Here is an 18,418-nt window from a genome sequence, read left to right as displayed (position 1 = left end):
GCTGCGACGGCCGGTGTCGGGACGGGGTCAGCGCGCGAGTCGCCCGATGAGGGCGGCGGCGCAGACGATGCCGGCGACCGCGCTGCCCGCGAGGACACCGAAGTCGACCCAGTAGCTCGTCGGCGTGCCGAGGAGCAGGCCACGCAGGGCCGACACCTCGTAGGTCAGGGGGTTGACGTGGCTGATGACCTGGAGCCAGCCCGGCATCATCTCGATCGGGTAGAGCGCGTTGGAGGCGAAGAAGAGCGGCATCGTGATGGCCTGGCCGATGCCCATGAGGCGGTCGCGCTTGAGGGCGACCCCGGCGATGCCGAGCGAGAGGCACGAGAAGAAGGCAGCGCCGAGCATGACGACGACGACCACCCCGAGCAGGCGCACCGGGTTCCACGTCATCGCCACGCCCATGAGCGCCGCGACGACGACGACGATGACCGCCTGCGCGACCGACCGCACGCCTGCGGCGAACGCCTTGCCGGCCACGAGCGCGGTTCGCGGCGTCGGCGTCACGAGGAGCTTGGTGAGCACGCCGGCGTCGCGCTCCCAGATGATCTGGATGCCGTAGAAGATCGAGACGAAGAGGGCCGACTGCGCGATGACGCCCGGCGCGAGGAAGTCGAGGTAGTCGAGGCCCCCGGTGGGAATGGCCCGGATCTGGCTGAACGTCGTACCGAAGATGACGAGCCAGAGGATGGGCTGGATCGCGCGCGTGACGAGCTCGCTGCGGTCGTGACGCAGCTTCTGGAGCTCGACGACGCAGAACGTCGCGATGCGCGACACGAGGAGCCGCACCCCGGTGCGGCTGCGCCGGTCAGCCCAGACGGCGGGCGGTTCGACGAGTTGCTCGGACACCGCGCAGCCCTCCCTTCTCGCCCTCGACCTCGTCGAGCGCCTCGCCCGTGTGGTGACGGAAGACGTCCTCGAGGCTGGCACCGTCCCCGGCGGCGGCCTTGAGCTCATCGGGGGAGCCGAGGGCGCGCAGGGCGCCACGGTGCATGAGGGCGACCCGGTCGCACAATGCGTCCGCCTCCTCCATGTAGTGGGTCGTGAGGAGCACGGTCATGCCGTGGTCTCGCTGCATCTGTGCGACACGCTGCCACACGCTGTCGCGGGCGACGGGGTCGAGGCCCACGGTCGGCTCGTCCAGGACGAGCAGGGCGGGGCGGTTGACGAGGGCCTGTGCGAGCTCGAGACGGCGCACCATCCCGCCGGAGTAGGTCGAGGCGAGGCGTGACTCGTCACCGCGCAGGTCGACCATGTCGAGGACCTCGTCGACCCGGGTCCTGCGCTCACGCCGGGGGACGTCGAAGAGGCGGGCGAACCACTCGACGTTCTCGCGGCCCGTGAGATCGCCCTCGATCGACAGCTGCTGGGGCACGTAGCCGAGCAGCCGCCGTACGGCCATCGCCTCGGTGCGGACCGAGCGGCCGAAGATCTCGACCTCCCCGGCCTGCAGCGGCAGCAGGGTGTTGAGCAGCCGGATCGTCGTCGTCTTGCCGGCCCCGTTGGGCCCGATCAGGCCGAAGCACTCGCCCGGCTCGACGGCGAGCGTCAGGTCGTCGACGGCCCGGTGCGTCCCGAAGCTGTAGCCCAGCCCCCGGATGTCGATGGCCGCCGTCATGGACGGTCGCCTCCGGCCGGATCGTCCGCGTGCTGGTCGACGTGCGGGGCCGCGTGCTCGTCGTGGTGGAGGCCGACCGGAGCGAGTGCCGGGTCCGAGGGCCCCGTCGTGGCGACTGCGGGCGTGACCGGCAGGTCCGCGGCGATGCGCGCGATGGTCGGCAGCGCTGCGGCCAGCCGGGCGCGCTCGTCGGCCGGGAGCCCCTCGAGCGCCACGGCCGTCGCCTGGGCGCGCCGGTCGCGCCACTGCTCGAGCCCGGCACGGGCCGAGGGCGTGAGGTCGAGGCGTGCCACCCGTCGGTCGCTCGCGTCGCGTTCCCGGAGGAGCACCTCGAGGGCCAGCAGCTGGCCCACGAGGGTCGACACGGTGTTGGCGGCCAGCCCGAGGACCCGCGCCGACTCGGCGACGGTGATGCCGGGGTTGCGGCGCACGACGCGCATGAGCTCGAGCTGCGCACCCGACAGGGCCAGCTCGGGAAGGGGAGCGCCCACGAGTCGCCGCGACCGCCGCCGCAGCAGGCCGATCACGTCGTAGAGGTCGTCCGCCAGCCCAGCCACGTTCTCGTCGCTCACGATCGAAGATTACGTCTGTCGCAGAGGGGTGACCAGAGGGAACGAGTCCGGTCGACCCGACGTGCGTGGAAGTGGGCCACAGGACACGAGAAGACCCCCGGGTCCTGACCTGCAGGAACCCGGGGGTCTCATGGTGTCGAGGGGGGGACTTGAACCCCCACGCCCGTTAAGGGCACTAGCACCTCAAGCTAGCGCGTCTGCCATTCCGCCACCCCGACAAGGTGTTGCAAGGGGCTCGTGGGATTCCCTTGCGGCGAGGCGAAACGTTACACGGGGCCCGACCAAAAGACCAAACGGGCGGCTGCGAGCGGCAGGAGGTCGCGGCATACCCTGATCCGCATGAGCCACGACGACGCCGACCGCACCGTGACGACCACGGGAACGACTGCCGTGACGCCCGAGGAGGAGGTCGCGCGGATCTGCGCCGAGCTCATCCGCATCGACTCCTCCAACTACGGCGACGGCTCGGGCCCGGGGGAGCGCAAGGCCGCGGAGTACGTCATGGGAGAGCTCGCCGAGGTCGGTCTCGAGGGCACGCTCCTCGAGAGCGAGCCGGGACGCGCGACGGTGGTCGTGCGACTCGAGGGCGCGGACTCCTCACGCCCCGGACTCGCGGTGCACGGCCATCTCGACGTCGTGCCGGCCGACGCCGCCGACTGGCAGGTCGACCCGTTCGCGGCAGAGGAGCGCGACGGCTGCATCTGGGGGCGCGGCGCGGTCGACATGAAGGACATGGACGCGATGATCCTCGCGAACATCCGGCACTTCGCCCGCACCGGCACCAAGCCCGCGCGTGACACGACGTTCGTCTTCTTCGCCGACGAGGAGGCCGGCGGCACCTACGGCAGCCACTGGCTCGTCGACCACCACCCGCAGTGGTTCGAGGGCGTCTCCGAGGCGATCAGCGAGGTCGGCGGCTACAGCATCACGGTGCCCACGCCGCACGGACAGCAGCGGGCCTACCTGCTCCAGACCGCGGAGAAGGGCATCGCGTGGCTGCGACTGCGGGCGCACGGCCGCGCCGGCCACGGGTCGGTGCCCAACGACGAGAACGCCATCGTGCGCCTCGCCGCCGCCGTCGGCCGCATCGCTGCCCACGAGTGGCCGCGCGAGTACATCGCCTCGGTCCGCGAGCTGCTCGACACGCTGAGCACCATGACCGGACTCTCGTCCGCCGAGGCCGACCTCGAGCCGCTGCTCGCCACGCTCGGCGGGGCCCAGGGGTTCGTGCGCGGCACGCTCCGTGACACGGCCAACGTCACGATGCTCGAGTCGGGCTACAAGCACAACGTCATCCCGCAGACCGCCACGGCTGCCGTCGACTGCCGCTTCCTCCCCGGGCACGAGGACGCGCTCATGGCCACGATCCGCGAGCTGGCCGGCGAGCACGTCGAGGTCGAGGTCGTGCACCGGGACGTCGCCATCGAGGCGCCCTTCTCCGGCGACCTCGTCGAGTCGATGAAGCAGGCGCTGCTCCGTGAGGACCCCGAGGCCGCTGTGCTGCCCTACTGCCTCTCCGGGGGCACCGACAACAAGGCCCTGGGCCGGCTCGGGATCAGCGGTTACGGTTTCGCGCCGCTGCGGCTGCCGGCCGACCTCGACTTCGCGCCGATGTTCCACGGCATCGACGAGCGGGTGCCCACGTCGTCGCTGCGCTTCGGGGCGCGGGTCCTCGGCGACTTCCTGCGCACCTGCTGAGCCGGGCGCGGCCACGTCGGGTCAGGCGGTGCGCTCGACGCGCATGATCCTGCGCCGCAGCCACATCCGCCGCACGCCGCCCTCGTAGATCACCGTGCGCGAGAGCTCCCAACGGCCGTACTCGGCGTGCTCGCGCACCGCCTGTCTGGCCTGGGCCTTCGACGTGTGGCGGTCGAACGTGAGGACCCGGTACTCGTACTCCGTCATCGCCGTCCATTCTGACACCAACCGTCACACCACCGAGACCGTATGCGCGGTGTGGCGCCAGGTGGTCGCGGTACCGTCGATGGGTCATCCTGTCGCGAGACCGGGACCGTGCGAGGTCCCGCGCGGCGAACGGGGGAACCGCCTGGCACAGCCCGGCGTCAAGGGCCCAGGAGGTCACCACACATGAATTGGAACACCCGCCGCATCGCGGCAGCAGTCATCGTCCTGCCGGCCGTCCTCGGCGTCGCCGCCTGCGGCAAGAGCGAGAGCCCGGCCCCCACGACCGGCCAGACCCAGGCCGGCTCGGCCGCCGCGACGAGCAACGCACCCGCAGCGGGCCAGCCCTTCAAGGACAAGGCGTCGTTCGTCGCAGCCATGAAGGCCGCCGGCAAGAACGCCACCACGGCCCACGTGACGATGGCGATGGACGCCGCCGGCCAGAAGATCGCGATCACCGGCGACACGAAGGTCGACGCGAGCAACCCGGCCATGAAGATGACGATGGACATGGGCCCCTCGATGAAGGTCGACATGATCCTCGTCGACGACAAGGTCTACATGAAGGGCTTCCCGGGCCTCGCTGCGGGGAAGTGGGCCGTCATCGACAGCAGCTCGACGCTGGGCAAGCAGCTCTCGCAGTCGCTCGACCAGGCCGACCCGACCAAGATGTACGACCAGTTCGGCGCAGCCGTGCAGGACGTGAAGTACGTCGGCGAGGACACCGTCGACGGCGAGAAGACGTGGAAGTACGACCTGACGCTGGACACGACGGCGATGCAGGCCCAGCTGCCGGCCGACCAGAAGACGAAGCTGCCCGCCACCATCACGTACACCGCGTGGCTCGACGACAAGAACCAGCTGCGCAAGGTCACCTTCGACCTGTCCGGCGTCAAGGCGGACATGACGATGAGCAAGTACGGCGAGCCGGTCGACATCACGGCGCCGCCGGCCGCCGACACCGTCAAGGCCCCCATGTGACACGCCGCGAGGGCGGCGGGTGAACGGCCCGCCAACCACGCGTGAACGGTCCCGCAGCGAGCACGACTCGCTGCGGGACCGCTGCGTTCCCGGGCGTTTCCGGGCCCGTAATCGGTTCTCTGGCTCGGGCGGGTCGACTACGGTCGAAGCATGACCGTGGACCCCCGCGCTGCTCTCGAGCAGCTGATCGCCGCCCTCGAACGCCACCTCGAGGCCGCGAACGCGAGCCGAGACCCCGACCACCCCATGGTGATGGCCGCGGCGCAGGACCTGGCCGAGGCCTTCGACGACTACGACGAGGCGCTCTACGAGGCGACCGAGGTCGCGACGCCCCTGGCGATCTACGGCGACGACTTCGACGGGCACGAGGACGAGGACGGCACCGAGGGCCGCGTCTACGCCGGGCTCGACTCGGACGACTACGACGAAGACGACGACGATGACGACGATGATGACGACGACGACGACGATGACGATGACGACGACTATGAGGACGACGACGAGGATGACCTCGACGACGACGGCGTGACCGAGGAGTCCGACGCCCGGGCCTGACGCCGGGCGGCTCGTCCCGGGCTAGGCCGAGACGTCGTCCAGAGCCGCCACGATCTCCGACGGCAGTGACAGCTCGAGGCTCGCGAGCGCCGATCGCAGCTGCGCCGTCGTGCGCACCCCGACGATCGGCGCGGCGACACCGGGTCGGTCGCGCACCCACGAGAGCGCCACCTCGCCGGGCTTGGCGCCGAGCCCCCGGGCGGCCATCGCCACCGCGTGCGCGACACGTGTGGTCTGCTCGTCGAGGAAGCGTTCGGCGAAGCCCGGGAAGTCGTTCGACGCGGCGCGCGAGCCCGACGGTATGCCGTTGCGGTACTTCCCGGTCAGCACGCCGCGTCCCAGTGGCGACCAGGGAAGCAGGCCGAAGCCGAGCGACGTGGCAGCCGACGCGACCTCGTGCTCCGGCGTACGGCATACCAAGGAGTATTCGATCTCGTTGGCCACCAAGGGGATTCGCGCCGACTCGAGCAGGCTGTAGGCGCGGGCGGACTGCCAGCCGGAGTAGTTCGAGACGCCGACGTAGCGGGCCCTCCCCGACGTCGCGGCCCACTCGAGCGCGGAGAGCGTCTCGGACAGGGGCACGTCGTCGGACCACGTGTGCACTAGCCAGAGGTCGACGTGGTCGGTGCCGAGTCGGCGCAACGACGTCTCCAGCTGGGACATCAGGCCGCGCCGCGACACATCGACCCGGCGCTCACCGCCCGCCCGCGAGATCCCGGCCTTGGTGCAGATGACGAGGTCGTCACGCGGGACCTCGCCGTCCAGCAGGCCGCCGAGGATGGTCTCCGCGTCGCCGCCGCCGTAGCCGAACGCCGTGTCGACGAGGTTGCCGCCCGCCTCGACGAAGGCGCGCAGGTGGTCGCCGGCCTCGTGGCGGTCGACGGCGTTGCCCCAGAGCATGGTCCCGAGGGCGAGCGGGGTGACCGTGAGACCGGACGAGCCGAGACGCCTGCGCATGCCTCGAACGGTAGTGGGCGACGCCGCACCTCGACCGTCCGCCACGTCGGCGGGTGCGCCGATAGCCTGCGTTCCATGAGGATCGGTGTGAATCTCGGCTACTGGGGACGCGGCACGACAGGCCCGGACCAAGTGGCGGTCGCGCAGGCCGCGGACCGGCTCGGCTTCGACAGCGTGTGGGTGGCCGAGGCCTACGGCTCCGACAGCCCGTCGATGCTCGCCTGGATCGGGGCCCTGACCGAGCACGTCGGCCTCGGGTCTGCCGTCATGCAGATCCCGGGGCGCACCCCGGCGATGACGGCGATGACGGCCGCGACGATCGACACGATGTCCGGCGGCCGGTTCCGGCTCGGGCTCGGGGTGTCGGGTCCCCAGGTCAGCGAGGGCTGGCACGGTGTGCCGTTCCGCAGCCCCCTCGGCCGCACGCGCGACTACGTCGAGATCGTGCGGGCCGCGCTGCGCCGCGACACGGTCACGCACGCGGGACCGCACTACCCGCTCCCGCTGCCGGACGGCCCCGGCAAGCCGCTCAAGCTCTCGGCGCGCCCGGTCCGTCCTGACCTCCCGGTCTACCTCGCGGCGGTCGGGCCCAAGAACCTCGAGCTGACCGGCGAGATCGCCGACGGCTGGCTCGCGATCTTCTTCAGCCCCGAGCACGCCGCCGACCTGCTCGCCACCCTCGAGACGGGGCGGCGCCGGGGTGGGCGAGGCCCTGCAGAGGCACCGATGACCGGCTTCGACGTCGTGGCGACGACGCCCGTCGTCCTCGTCGACGACGTCGCGGAGGCGGCGGACCACGTGCGCGACTACTGCGCGCTCTACATCGGTGGCATGGGCTCACGCGAGCAGAACTTCTACAACCAGCTCGCGTGCCGGATGGGCTTCGAGGAGGACGCGGCGCGCATCCAGGACCTCTACCTCGCCGGCCGTCACCGCGAGGCCGCGGCGGCCGTGCCTCTCGAGTTCATCGACGAGACGGCCCTGCTCGGCTCACCACGGCGGATCGCCCAGCGGCTCGGTCGCTACGAGGCGGCCGGCGTCACCACGCTGGCGGTGGCCGTCGGCGGCGGCATGACGCGCGACCAGGCGCTGGCGACGCTGGAGGTCGTGGCCGCGACCACCGGTCTCACCCCGACCCGGTAGACGTGGCACGCGCCGCCGGACGTTCCCGAGGACTTCGCCTCCGCGCCGCTCGCCCCTGAGCTTTCCCAGTCCACGTTGTGGATAGGGTGCGACATTGTGCCCAGCGGCCGCTCCCCGTCGGGACCCGCGGCCCGTCCATTCCCTCCTGCGCAGAAGGCCCACCCTGACCCATGGCTGACCTCAGCTACCTCGACGCCGTCATCCTCGGTGTCGTCGAAGGCCTCACCGAGTACCTTCCGGTGTCCTCGACCGGCCACCTGACCATCACCGAGAAGCTGCTCGGCCTCGAGGTGAGCGACCCGGCCGTGACGGCCTACACCGCTGTCATCCAGCTCGGCGCGATCGCGGCGACGCTCCTCTTCTTCTTCCGCGACATCGTGCGCTTCGCGCTCGCGTGGGTTCGCGGTCTCGCCACGGCGGAGGGCCGCAAGGACCCCGACTACAACCTCGCGTGGGCTGTCGTGATCGGCTCGATCCCGGTCGGGATCGTCGGCTTCCTCGGGCGCGACCTCATCTCGGGCGGGCTGCGCAGCCTCTGGGTGGTGGCGGCGGCGCTGCTCCTCTGGAGCGTCGTCATGGTCCTCGCCGAGCGCATCTACGCCGGCTACGAGGCTCGAGGACAGCTGCGTGGCGAGCACTCCGTGCGCCCGGTCGACGGCGTCGTCATCGGGCTCATCCAGTGCTTCTCGCTCATCCCCGGTGTGTCGCGCTCGGGCGCGACGATCTCCGCCGGCATCGCCCGCGGCATCGACCGCGTCACGGCCACGCGGCTCAGCTTCTTCCTCGCGATCCCGGCCCTCACCGCCGCCGGTCTCTTCCAGTCCGTCGAGGAGAAGGACGGTCTGTCGGCCCTGGGCATCGGCCCGGTGCTCGTCGGCCTCGTCGTGGCCTTCGTCGTGGCCTACGCGTCGATCGCCTGGCTGCTGCGCTTCGTCGCGAGCAACACCCTGATGCCCTTCGTCTGGTACCGAGTCGTGCTCGGCGTGCTGCTGGCCGGGGTCCTCGCGGGTGGCGTCATCACCGCGACCTGAGGCCCGACCCGACACCCCGGGCGGCCGGCTCCCATCCGTGGGAGCCGGCCGTTCGCCGTCGCTAGAGCCAGCCCGAGCGCTTGAACGCGCGGTAGAGGCCGATGCACGCGGCCGCCATGACCCCGAGCACGAGGAAGTAGCCGTACTGGAACTCCCCGCGGCCGAGGTGGACGCTCGCGGTCAGCTCGGGCATGTGCTCGAAGTTCATGCCGTAGATGCCGGCGATCATCGTGGGCACTGCCGCGATCGCGACCCATGCGGAGATCCGGCGCATGTCCTCGTTCTGCTTGACCGAGACGCTCGCGAGATGGGCCGACAGCACGTCGGTCAGGAGGCGGTCGTAGGACTCGACGTGGTCGTTGACGAGTCGCAGGTGGTCGGCGACGTCACGGAAGAAGGGCAGCATCTCCTCCGTGAGGCCGCGGCCCCGCGCCCGCTCCATGAACTGCGTCAGGGTGTCGGCCAGCGGCTGGCTGGCCCGGCGGAACTCGAGCACCTCGCGCTTGAGGCGGTAGATCGTGTTGGCGTCGCCGCCGAGGTGGGAGGCGAACACCTGCTCCTCGATCTGCTCGAGGTCCCTGCGCACCTCCCGGTCGACGACGAGGTAGTTGTCCACGACGGAGTCCATGACGGCGTGGAGCACGGTCATGGCGCCGTGGCCGAGGCGCTCGGGCTCGGTCTCGAGACGCTGGCGCACGCCGGCCAACGGGTTGCCCTCACCGTGCCGGACGGTCACGACGAACCGGTCGCCGATGAAGAGCATGACCTCGCCGGTCTCGATGTCGCTCGTCGCCTCGATGTAGCGCAGCGTCTTGAGCACGACGAACACCGACGACTCGTACTTCTCGATCTTGGCCCGCTGGTGGCCGTTGACCGCGTCCTCCACGGCGAGCGGGTGCAGGTGAAGCTCCTCGTTGACGAGGTCGAACTCCTGGTCGGTCGGGTCCTTGAGGCCGATCCAGAGGAAGCCGTCCTGGGTGAGGCGCAGCACGTCGAGCTCGTCGCTGAGGTCGCCGCACCCTTGCCGCCGGCCGTTGCGGTAGATGGCCTTGTCCACGATCACATCTCCTACTTCACCACGTCCGCTCCCCGACGTCTCGCAGGCTGGCGTAGGCCGCCGGGCGACGGTGCAGGGGCGGGCTAGGGTGGCGATCGTGCCCACCGTCATCTTCGTGCGCCACGGGCGCTCCACCTCCAACACCGCCGGCACCCTCGCCGGCTGGATGCCCGGGGTCTTCCTCGACGAGACGGGCGAGGCGCAGGCCGCCGCCGTCGGCCAGCGGCTCGCCGCCGCAGTGCTGCCCGTCGTCGAGGTCGTCAGCTCACCGCTCGACCGCTGCGTGCAGACCGCCGACCTGCTGGCTGCTGGGCTGCCGGCGCACGTGGCCCGCAGCATCCACGACGGTCTGGGGGAGTGCCGCTACGGCGCGTGGACCGGGCGGCCCATCGCGGAGCTCGCGAAGGAGGAGCTGTGGAAGGTCGTCCAGGACCGACCCAGCGAGGCGCGCTTCCCTGACTCGGCGGCATACCCCGCCGAGTCGATGGTGGAGATGCAGGAGCGCGCCCTGCGCGCCGTCCGCGAGACCGACGCGCGCATCCTCGAGACGCACGGCAAGGACGCGGTCTGGGTCGCGGTGTCGCACGGTGACGTCATCAAGTCGATCCTGTCGCACGCCACCGGCGCCCACCTCGACGACTTCCAGCGGATCAACGTCGACCCGGCCTCGGTGAGCGTCGTGCGCTACACGAGCCGCAAGCCGTTCGTGTTGCGGCTCAACGACGTCGGGGGAGACCTGACGGGGCTGCGACCGCCCGAGAAGCCGGCCGCCGAGGAGGGCGACGCCGTCGTGGGCGGGGGCGCCGGGGCACCCGGAGGTGTCGGATAGGGTCGAGCGCATGACGGTCCAGGACTTCGATCCCGCTGACCGGTTCGTCGCCGGGACGGTCGGCCCCGCCGGCCAGCGGGCCTTCTACCTCCAGGCGAGCACCGGCCCCCTCGTCGTCACCGTCGGGGTCGAGAAGCAGCAGGTCTCGATCCTTGCCGACCGCATCAACGACGTGCTCGACCAGCTCGCCCCGGCCGCGGCCGTCGAGCCGGGAGAGCCCGGCGGAGCGCCCGAGGACACCGACCCGCTGCAGACGCCGTTCGACGAGGACTGGCACGTGCAGACCCTCTCCCTCGCGTGGGACGAGGAGGCGCAGAAGGTCGTCATCGAGTGCCACGACCACGACCCCGACGAGGTCGACGAGGAAGCGGACGACGAGGTGGGTCCGCTCGAACGCAACTCGATCCGGGTCGCGCTGACGCCGGCCGAGGCCCGCGCCTTCGCGCGACGCAGCAACGCGCTCGTCGCCGCAGGCCGTCCACCGTGCCCCTTCTGCGGCAGCCCGCTCGACCCCACGGGCCACATCTGCCCGCGGGCCAATGGCTACAAGCGCTGACGCGACCCTGCCGCCGGTCGACCTGAGCGGCGAGCTCGAGGTCCTCGGGCGCATCACGGAGTCCTCGAACCTCGCGGTCGTCGCACGCATCTCCAGCGTGCCCGGCGGCCACGTCATCTACAAGCCGGTCCGGGGCGAGCGGCCCCTCTGGGACTTCCCGGAGGGCACGCTGGCCGGACGTGAGGTCGCGGCGCAGGTGGTCTCGGAGCTGGGCGGCTGGCACGTCGTCCCTCCGACCGTCCTGCGCGACGGACCCCTCGGCCCCGGTTCGGTGCAGCTGTGGATCGGTGACCCGTTCGAGCCCGTCGCCGACGACGTCGTCGTGGACCTCGTGCCCGAGGGGCACATCCCCGACGGCTGGCACGCGGTCTTCGACGGCGAGACGCCCGGGGGCTCTGCCGTCACGGTCGTGCACTCGGGCGCCGACGACGTGCGGTCCCTCGCCGTGCTCGACGCGGTCCTCAACAACTCCGACCGCAAGGGATCGCACTGCCTGCGTGACCGGGACGGTCGCCTCTGGGCCATCGACCACGGCGTGACGTTCTCGCCGACCCCCAAGCTGCGCACGGTGCTGTGGGGCTGGGCGGGCGAGCCGATCGCCGAGGACGACCTCCTGCGTCTGAAGCGCCTGCGCGACGCGCTCGCCGACGACGGGCCGCGGGAGCGACTCCTCGCGCTGCTCCCCGAGGACGACGTGGACGCCCTGGCCCAGCGGATCCGGCGGCTCCTCGACCGCGGCGTGCACCCCTTTCCCAGCCCCGACTGGCCGTCGGTGCCGTGGCCTCCGCTGTGAGCGGAGGAGGCGACGCCGCAGACGCCCCGGTCCGACCGGTCCCGACGGGGTCCGGGCGCCGGGATAGAGTCTGCGCGTGAGAAGTTGGCCGATGCCGTTCATCCCCAAGGTTCCCGGCAGTGCACCCGAGGTGCGAGTCCGCGACACGGCATCCGGAGAGCTCGTCCCCGCCGCGCGCGGCGACGTCGTCACCCTCTACGTCTGCGGGATCACGCCGTACGACGCGACCCACATGGGGCACGCCGCGACGTACGTGACGTTCGACCTGCTCGGTCGCGCCCTGCGCGACAGCGGGCACGCGGTGCGCTACGTCCAGAACATCACCGACATCGACGACCCGCTGCTCGAGCGTGCCGAGCGCGACGGCGTCGACTGGCGTGACCTCGCGACGCGCGAGATCGCGCTCTTCCGCGAGGACATGACCGCGCTCGCCGTGATCCCGCCGGACGAGTACCTCGGCGCCGTCGAGAGCATCCCGACCTTCGTCGGGCCCATCGAGAAGCTCGTCGCCGACGGCTGGGCGTATGCCGTGCCGGCGCCGGACGCGTCACGCGAGGGTGCGCAGGACCACTACTTCGACGTTGCCCGGGACCCGCGCTTCGGCTCGGTCAGCCACCTCGACGAGGCCGGCATGATGGAGGTCTTCGCCGAGCGGGGCGGCGACCCCGACCGCGAGGGCAAGCGCAACCGTCTCGACGCCCTGCTGTGGCGCGCGCACCGCGAGGGCGAGCCCGAGTGGGATGGCGGAAGCCTCGGCTCGGGCCGGCCCGGCTGGCACATCGAGTGCGCGTGCATCGCGCTCGACCACCTCGGCATCCCGGTCGACGTCCAGGGCGGCGGCACCGACCTCGTCTTCCCCCACCACGAGATGAGCTCGGCGCACGGCCGCGCGCTCAGCGGCTCCGAGACGTTCGCCGGGTCCTTCGTACACCAGGGCATGGTCGGCCTGGACGGCGAGAAGATGAGCAAGAGCAAGGGCAACCTCGTCCTCGTCTCGCAGCTGCGACGCGACGGCGTCGACCCGATGGCGATCCGTCTCGCGCTGCTGGCCCGCCACCACGCCCACGACTGGATGTGGACCGACGACCAGCTCGCCGAGGCCCAGCAGCGGCTCGCCACCTGGCGCGAGGCGCTCTCGGGCAACGGCGGCCCGGTGGCCGACCAGACCGTCGACGACATCCGGGCGGCCCTCGCCGACGACCTCGACAGCCCACGGGCCCTGGAGGCCGTCGACCGGTGGGCCAGCCAGGCGCTGACCCGCGGTGGCGACGACCCGGGCGCCCCCGGCGTACTCGGTCGGGCGCTCGACGCCCTCCTCGGCGTCCGTCTCTGACGAGCCGTCCTCGCCTCGGACGGCCAGCTCCAGCCCGTCCCTGCCGACCGAGACGACCCACCGAACACGGCGTTCGATCACGAACTCACTGTTCCAACACGGCTTTCGCCACCGAACGCTGCGTTCGGTGGCGAAAAGGCGCGTGGGTCAGCGGGTCAGCGGCCGGTCTGGTCGTCGTCGCGGCCGCGCAGGTAGCGCTCGAACTCGCGCGCGATCGCGTCGCCGCTCGCCTCGGGCAGCTCGGCCGTGTCCTGTGCCTCCTCGAGGGACTGGACGTACTCGGCGACCTCCTCGTCTGACTGGGCCAGCTCGTCGACGCCGCGCTCCCAGGCGCGGGCGTTCTCCTCGAGCTCGCCGTGCGGCACGGTGATGCCGAGGAGCGACTCGATGCGGCGCAGCAGGCTGAGGCTCGCCTTGGGTGACGGAGCGCCACCGGCGTAGTGCGGCACCGCGGCCCACGCCGAGACCGTCGGGATGCCGGCGTCGGAGGCGGCGTGGCTGAGCACTCCGACGATGCCGGTGGGGCCCTCGTAGCGCGAGGCCTCGACGTCGAAGCGGTGGATGGCCGCCTCGTCCTCCGCGGTCGCGGTGACCGGGATCGGGCGCGTGTGCGGGACGTCGGCGAGCAGGGCCCCGACCGTGACGATCGTCGTGACGCCGAGCTGGTCGGCGAGCTCGAGCAGCTCGATGGAGAAGGCCCGCCAGCGCATCGACGGCTCGATGCCCTGCACGAGCACGACGTCCCGGTCGAAGCCGGTCTCGGTCGCGACGAGGATGCGCGTCGTGGGCCAGGCCAGCATGCGCCGGCCCTCCTCGAGCGACACGCGGGGGCGGTTGACCTGGAAGTCGTAGTAGTCCTCGGGGTCGAAGGCCGCGACGACCTCCGCGTCCCAGACCTCCGCGAGGTGGCGGACCGCGCTCGTGGCGGCCTCGCCGGCGTCGTTCCATCCCTCGAAGGCCGCGATGAGCACCGGGTCGGTCAGCTCCGGCACGTCCTCGAACTCCAGCACCATGTCTCCTTCACCGTGGGCGCGGTCGCGCCCACACCACCAGCCTAGGACCTGCCGCCGTCGATGGGCCGGACTCCCGGACGGGCGCGCCCCCGTCGAGGTGCCGTCCCCGGGCCCACCGGCGACGCCGACGGGGTGCCGTCCCCGGGCCCACCGGCGACGCCGACGGGGTATGCCGTGTGGTGGCGCCGCGTGACCGCAGTGCGGGCGGCGACGCGCGAGGCACGGCAGGTCCGTAGAATCGGGCCGGTCCCGTCACTCGGCACGAAACTCGTGCCGTCGAGAGGAGCCACGTTGTCCCAGTCGCAGCAGCGACCCGACGCCACCGAGAGCCTGACCGCCACGCTCGGTCGGCGCATCATGGTCCTCGACGGCGCGATGGGCACGGCCATCCAGCGCGACCGGCCCGACGAGGCCGGCTACCGCGGTGAGCGTTTCGCCGACTGGCCGAGCGACGTCCAGGGCAACAACGACCTCCTGACGCTGACGGCGCCCGAGATCATCGCCGGCATCCACCGTGAGTACCTCGAGGCCGGCGCCGACATCATCGAGACCAACACGTTCAACGCCAACGCGATCTCGCTGTCCGACTACGGCATGGAGGAGCTCGCCTACGAGCTCAACCTCGAGGCGGCCGCGCTGGCCCGGCGCGAGGCCGACGCGATGACCGAGCGCACCCCTGACCGTCCACGCTACGTCGCGGGGGCGCTCGGGCCCACGACGCGTACGGCCTCGATCTCGCCGGACGTCAACGACCCCGGTGCGCGCAACGTCTCCTACGACCAGCTCGTCACGGCCTACCTCGAGGCGGCACGGGGCCTCGTCGATGGCGGCAGCGACCTCATCTTCATCGAGACGATCTTCGACACCCTCAACGCCAAGGCGGCGATCTTCGCGGTCGAGACGCTCTTCGAGGAGCAGGGCCGGCGCTGGCCCGTCGTCGTCTCCGGCACCATCACCGACGCGTCCGGCCGGACGCTGTCGGGTCAGGTCACCGAGGCCTTCTGGGACTCGATCCGGCACGTCTCCCCGCTCGCCGTCGGCCTCAACTGCGCCCTCGGCGCCAAGGAGATGCGGCCCTACATCGCCGAGATGGCCCGCCTCGCCGACTCGTTCGTCTCCTGCTACCCGAACGCCGGGCTGCCCAACGCGTTCGGCGAGTACGACGAGGCGCCCGACGAGACCGCCGCCATCGTGGGCGAGTTCGCCGAGGCCGGCCTCGTCAACCTCGTCGGCGGCTGCTGCGGCACGACCCCCGAGCACATCGCCGCCATCGCGAAGGCCGTCGAGGGCAGGCCGGTCCGAGAGCTCACCCCCATCGCGCCAGCGATGCGCCTGTCGGGCCTCGAGCCGTTCACCGTCACCGACGACAGCCTCTTCGTCAACGTCGGCGAGCGCACCAACATCACCGGCTCGGCCCGGTTCCGCACGCTCATCAAGGACGGCGACTACGACACCGCCCTGTCGGTGGCCGCACAGCAGGTCGAGAGCGGCGCCCAGGTCATCGACGTCAACATGGACGAGGGGATGATCGACGGGGTCGCGGCCATGGACCGCTTCCTCAAGCTCGTCGCGAGCGAGCCCGACATCAGCCGCGTGCCCGTCATGGTCGACTCCTCGAAGTGGGAGGTCATCGAGGCCGGGCTCAAGTGCGTGCAGGGCAAGGCCATCGTCAACTCGATCTCCCTCAAGGAGGGCGAGGAGCCCTTCCTCCGGCAGGCGCGCCTCGTGCGCAAGTACGGCGCAGCGGCGGTCGTCATGGCCTTCGACGAGGACGGCCAGGCCGACTCGCTCGAGCGCCGCACGCAGATCTGCTCGCGCGCGTACCGCCTGCTCACCGAGGAGGTCGGCTTCCCGGCCGAGGACATCATCTTCGACCCCAACGTCTTCGCCGTCGCGACCGGCATCGAGGAGCACGCCTCCTACGGCCTCGACTTCATCGAGGCGACGCGCTGGATCAAGGAGAACCTCCCCGGCGCCAAGGTGTCCGGTGGCATCTCCAACGTGTCGTTCAGCTTCCGCGGCAACAACCCCGTGCGCGAGGCGATCCACGCCGTCTTCCTCTACCACGCGATCCGCGCGGGACTCGACATGGGCATCGTCAACGCCGGGGCCCTGGCCGTCTACGACGAGGTCGACTCCGAGCTGCGCCTGCGCATCGAGGACGTGGTGCTCAACCGTCGCCCCGACGCGGCCGAGCGGCTGCTCGAGATCGCCGAGGAGTACAACAAGGTCGGCCAGGCCGCCGAGGTGACCGAGGAGGAGTGGCGCGCCCTCCCGCTCGGCGAGCGGATCACGCACTCGCTCGTCAAGGGCATCGACGCCCACGTCGAGGCCGACACCGAGCTGCTCCGCGCCGAGATCGCCGAGCGTGGCGGACGGCCCATCGAGGTCATCGAGGGTCCGCTCATGGACGGCATGAACGTCGTCGGTGACCTCTTCGGTGCCGGCAAGATGTTCCTCCCGCAGGTCGTCAAGAGCGCCCGCGTCATGAAGAAGGCCGTCGCCTACCTCATCCCGTTCATCGAGCAGGAGAAGATCGACGACCCCTCGCTCGCGACGCAGAAGGACACGAACGGCACGATCGTCATGGCCACGGTCAAGGGCGACGTGCACGACATCGGCAAGAACATCGTCGGGGTCGTGCTCCAGTGCAACAACTACGAGGTCATCGACCTCGGCGTCATGGTGCCGGCGCAGAAGATCCTCGACGCCGCGCGCGAGCACGATGCCGACATCATCGGTCTGTCCGGACTCATCACGCCCTCGCTCGACGAGATGGTGGGCTTCGCCGCCGAGATGCAGCGCCAGGGCCTGACCATCCCGCTCCTCATCGGCGGGGCGACGACCTCCCGCGCGCACACCGCGGTCAAGGTCGACCAGCGCTACGACGGTCCCGTCGTCTGGGTCAAGGACGCCTCCCGGTCGGTGCCCACCGCCGCCGCGCTGCTCAGCGACGAGCTGCGTCCCAAGCTCATGGCCCAGGTCAAGGAGGACTACGACTCGCTGCGGGCACGGCACGCGGGCAAGGCGGACCGGCGGCTGCTCGGTCTCGACGAGGCCCGCGCACGGCGCACGCCGATCGACTGGTCCGGCTACCGTCCGCCACACCCGCACCTGCTGCTCCAGCAGGACCACGACGTCTCGTCGATCACCCGCTCCCACCGGATGTCCCAGCACGTCAAGGTGTTCCGGAGCTACCCCCTCGGTGAGCTGCGCCGTTACATCGACTGGCAGCCGTTCTTCAACGCGTGGGAGATGAAGGGCAGCTTCCCCGACATCCTCAACAACCCGGCCAGCGGCCAGGCGGCCCGCAAGCTCTACGACGACGCCCAGGCCATGCTCGACCGCATCATCGAGGAGCGGTGGCTCACCGCCAACGGGGTCATCGGCTTCTTCCCCGCCAACTCGGTGGGTGACGACGTCGAGGTCTACCTCGACGACGAGCGCACCGAGCCCGTGACCGTGCTCCACCACCTGCGCCAGCAGGGCGACCACCGCGCCGGGGTGCCCAACCGGTCGCTCGCCGACTACGTCGCCCCGAAGGGGACGAAGGACTGGGTCGGTGGCTTCGCCGTCACGGCCGGTCTCGGTGGTGCCGAGCGCGTGGCAGCGTTCCGGGCCGACCTCGACGACTACAACGCGATCCTGCTCGAGTCGCTCGCCGACCGCCTCGCCGAGGCCTTCGCCGAGCGCCTGCACGAGCGGGTCCGCAAGGAGTTCTGGGGCTACGCGCCCGACGAGCACCTCGACAACGTCGCCCTCATCAAGGAGCAGTACGCCGGCATCCGGCCTGCGCCGGGATACCCCGCCTGCCCCGAGCACACCGAGAAGGAGACGCTCTGGCGTCTCCTCGACGTCGAGGCCAACACCGGCATGACGCTGACCGAGAGCATGGCCATGGCGCCGGGTGCCTCGGTGTCCGGCTGGTACCTCTCCCACCCACAGTCCCAGTACTTCGTCGTCGGTCGGCTCGGCCGAGACCAGGTGCAGGACTACGCCGACCGCAAGGGCTGGACGCTCGCCGAGGCCGAGCGCTGGCTGTCCGCGAACCTCGCCTACGACCCGGAGGACTGACCCG

17 protein-coding genes and 1 tRNA gene are annotated in these 18,418 nt (G+C 71.2%); 10 read left to right on the top strand and 8 right to left on the bottom strand.

Features of this window, described 5'->3' with window-relative positions:
- Window positions 1–27: 27 nt before the first annotated feature.
- From ASD90_RS12840 to ASD90_RS12825, 4 genes are all read right to left on the bottom strand, one after another.
- Window positions 28–849: an ABC transporter permease gene (locus tag ASD90_RS12840; protein ID WP_056756951.1), complete on the bottom strand. Its 822-nt coding sequence runs from the start codon at window positions 847–849 to the stop codon at window positions 28–30.
- Complete coding sequence (locus ASD90_RS12835; protein WP_056756950.1) at window positions 809–1,618, bottom strand: ABC transporter ATP-binding protein; 810 nt, start codon at window positions 1,616–1,618, stop codon at window positions 809–811. The genes ASD90_RS12840 and ASD90_RS12835 overlap by 41 nt, the downstream gene beginning before the upstream one ends.
- A complete protein-coding gene (locus tag ASD90_RS12830; protein WP_056756948.1) occupies window positions 1,615–2,190 on the bottom strand; it encodes a MarR family winged helix-turn-helix transcriptional regulator in 576 nt (191 codons plus the stop codon). The genes ASD90_RS12835 and ASD90_RS12830 overlap by 4 nt, the downstream gene beginning before the upstream one ends.
- 131 nt (window positions 2,191–2,321) lie before the next feature.
- Window positions 2,322–2,408, bottom strand: a tRNA-Leu gene (locus ASD90_RS12825).
- Window positions 2,409–2,529: 121 nt separating this feature from the next.
- Here ASD90_RS12825 and ASD90_RS12820 point away from each other — a divergent pair.
- The gene (locus ASD90_RS12820; protein ID WP_056756946.1) at window positions 2,530–3,888 is read left to right on the top strand and encodes a M20/M25/M40 family metallo-hydrolase; all 1,359 of its coding nucleotides are present in this window, start codon (window positions 2,530–2,532) and stop codon (window positions 3,886–3,888) included.
- Window positions 3,889–3,909: 21 nt separating this feature from the next.
- Here ASD90_RS12820 and ASD90_RS12815 read toward each other — a convergent pair whose 3' ends face one another.
- Window positions 3,910–4,095 carry a DUF5703 family protein gene (locus tag ASD90_RS12815; RefSeq protein WP_034770947.1) on the bottom strand — a complete coding sequence of 62 codons (186 nt, stop codon included), beginning with the start codon at window positions 4,093–4,095 and terminating at the stop codon, window positions 3,910–3,912.
- A 183-nt stretch (window positions 4,096–4,278) separates the two neighbouring features.
- On the opposite strand from ASD90_RS12815, the gene ASD90_RS12810 reads away from it, so the two are divergent.
- Complete coding sequence (locus ASD90_RS12810) at window positions 4,279–5,073, top strand: LppX_LprAFG lipoprotein (RefSeq protein ID WP_056756943.1); 795 nt, start codon at window positions 4,279–4,281, stop codon at window positions 5,071–5,073.
- A gap of 150 nt (window positions 5,074–5,223) precedes the next feature.
- Entirely contained in the window at window positions 5,224–5,628 is a 405-nt protein-coding gene (locus tag ASD90_RS23810; RefSeq protein WP_056756940.1) for a hypothetical protein, read from the top strand.
- A gap of 21 nt (window positions 5,629–5,649) precedes the next feature.
- On the opposite strand, the gene ASD90_RS12800 is transcribed toward ASD90_RS23810, so the two are convergent.
- Window positions 5,650–6,585, bottom strand: a complete 936-nt coding sequence (locus ASD90_RS12800) for an aldo/keto reductase (protein WP_056756937.1) — start codon at window positions 6,583–6,585, stop codon at window positions 5,650–5,652.
- 75 nt (window positions 6,586–6,660) lie between these two features.
- Between ASD90_RS12800 and ASD90_RS12795 the strand changes: the two genes are divergently transcribed.
- Window positions 6,661–7,728 carry an LLM class F420-dependent oxidoreductase gene (locus ASD90_RS12795; RefSeq protein ID WP_056756935.1) on the top strand — a complete coding sequence of 356 codons (1,068 nt, stop codon included), beginning with the start codon at window positions 6,661–6,663 and terminating at the stop codon, window positions 7,726–7,728.
- Between the two features lie 170 nt (window positions 7,729–7,898).
- Complete coding sequence (locus ASD90_RS12790; protein ID WP_056756933.1) at window positions 7,899–8,759, top strand: undecaprenyl-diphosphate phosphatase; 861 nt, start codon at window positions 7,899–7,901, stop codon at window positions 8,757–8,759.
- 61 nt (window positions 8,760–8,820) lie between these two features.
- On the opposite strand, the gene corA is transcribed toward ASD90_RS12790, so the two are convergent.
- The gene (gene corA, locus ASD90_RS12785) at window positions 8,821–9,822 is read right to left on the bottom strand and encodes a magnesium/cobalt transporter CorA (RefSeq protein WP_020144192.1); all 1,002 of its coding nucleotides are present in this window, start codon (window positions 9,820–9,822) and stop codon (window positions 8,821–8,823) included.
- Window positions 9,823–9,913: 91 nt separating this feature from the next.
- Between corA and ASD90_RS12780 the strand changes: the two genes are divergently transcribed.
- The 4 genes from ASD90_RS12780 (at window position 9,914) to mshC (ending at window position 13,327) form a co-directional block, all read left to right on the top strand.
- Window positions 9,914–10,645: an MSMEG_4193 family putative phosphomutase gene (locus tag ASD90_RS12780; RefSeq protein WP_056757670.1), complete on the top strand. Its 732-nt coding sequence runs from the start codon at window positions 9,914–9,916 to the stop codon at window positions 10,643–10,645.
- A gap of 10 nt (window positions 10,646–10,655) precedes the next feature.
- Window positions 10,656–11,201 carry a DUF3090 domain-containing protein gene (locus ASD90_RS12775; protein WP_056756931.1) on the top strand — a complete coding sequence of 182 codons (546 nt, stop codon included), beginning with the start codon at window positions 10,656–10,658 and terminating at the stop codon, window positions 11,199–11,201.
- On the top strand, window positions 11,185–11,994 hold the full coding sequence (locus ASD90_RS12770) for an SCO1664 family protein (protein WP_056756928.1): 810 nt from the start codon (window positions 11,185–11,187) through the stop codon (window positions 11,992–11,994). Before ASD90_RS12775 ends, ASD90_RS12770 begins: the two co-directional genes overlap by 17 nt.
- Before the next feature lie 76 nt (window positions 11,995–12,070).
- Window positions 12,071–13,327, top strand: a complete 1,257-nt coding sequence (gene mshC, locus ASD90_RS12765) for a cysteine--1-D-myo-inosityl 2-amino-2-deoxy-alpha-D-glucopyranoside ligase (RefSeq protein ID WP_200958617.1) — start codon at window positions 12,071–12,073, stop codon at window positions 13,325–13,327.
- A gap of 155 nt (window positions 13,328–13,482) precedes the next feature.
- Here the strand turns inward: mshC and ASD90_RS12760 are convergent, their stop codons facing one another.
- Complete coding sequence (locus ASD90_RS12760) at window positions 13,483–14,337, bottom strand: PAC2 family protein (protein WP_056757667.1); 855 nt, start codon at window positions 14,335–14,337, stop codon at window positions 13,483–13,485.
- Between the two features lie 360 nt (window positions 14,338–14,697).
- Between ASD90_RS12760 and metH the strand changes: the two genes are divergently transcribed.
- Window positions 14,698–18,414, top strand: coding sequence for a methionine synthase (gene metH, locus ASD90_RS12755; RefSeq protein ID WP_235506653.1), 3,717 nt, complete (start codon window positions 14,698–14,700; stop codon window positions 18,412–18,414).
- Window positions 18,415–18,418: the final 4 nt, after the last annotated feature.

Origin of the sequence: Terrabacter sp. Root181, from assembly GCF_001428505.1 — a bacterium.
Taxonomy (GTDB): domain Bacteria; phylum Actinomycetota; class Actinomycetes; order Actinomycetales; family Dermatophilaceae; genus Terrabacter.
This window is presented reverse-complemented; position numbering and strand designations above follow the sequence as displayed.

Bases quoted from the DNA above. Each gene is read 5' to 3' on its own strand.
- ASD90_RS12795 (WP_056756935.1), top strand. From the start codon at position 6,661: ATGAGGATCGGTGTGAATCTCGGCTACTGGGGACGCGGCACGACAGGC.
- ASD90_RS12800 (WP_056756937.1), bottom strand. From the start codon at position 6,585: ATGCGCAGGCGTCTCGGCTCGTCCGGTCTCACGGTCACCCCGCTCGCC.
- ASD90_RS12815 (WP_034770947.1), bottom strand. From the start codon at position 4,095: ATGACGGAGTACGAGTACCGGGTCCTCACGTTCGACCGCCACACGTCG.
- ASD90_RS12770 (WP_056756928.1), top strand. From the start codon at position 11,185: ATGGCTACAAGCGCTGACGCGACCCTGCCGCCGGTCGACCTGAGCGGC.
- metH (WP_235506653.1), top strand. From the start codon at position 14,698: ATGGTCCTCGACGGCGCGATGGGCACGGCCATCCAGCGCGACCGGCCC.
- ASD90_RS12835 (WP_056756950.1), bottom strand. From the start codon at position 1,618: ATGACGGCGGCCATCGACATCCGGGGGCTGGGCTACAGCTTCGGGACG.
- ASD90_RS12775 (WP_056756931.1), top strand. From the start codon at position 10,656: ATGACGGTCCAGGACTTCGATCCCGCTGACCGGTTCGTCGCCGGGACG.
- ASD90_RS12790 (WP_056756933.1), top strand. From the start codon at position 7,899: ATGGCTGACCTCAGCTACCTCGACGCCGTCATCCTCGGTGTCGTCGAA.
- ASD90_RS23810 (WP_056756940.1), top strand. From the start codon at position 5,224: ATGACCGTGGACCCCCGCGCTGCTCTCGAGCAGCTGATCGCCGCCCTC.
- ASD90_RS12810 (WP_056756943.1), top strand. From the start codon at position 4,279: ATGAATTGGAACACCCGCCGCATCGCGGCAGCAGTCATCGTCCTGCCG.
- ASD90_RS12820 (WP_056756946.1), top strand. From the start codon at position 2,530: ATGAGCCACGACGACGCCGACCGCACCGTGACGACCACGGGAACGACT.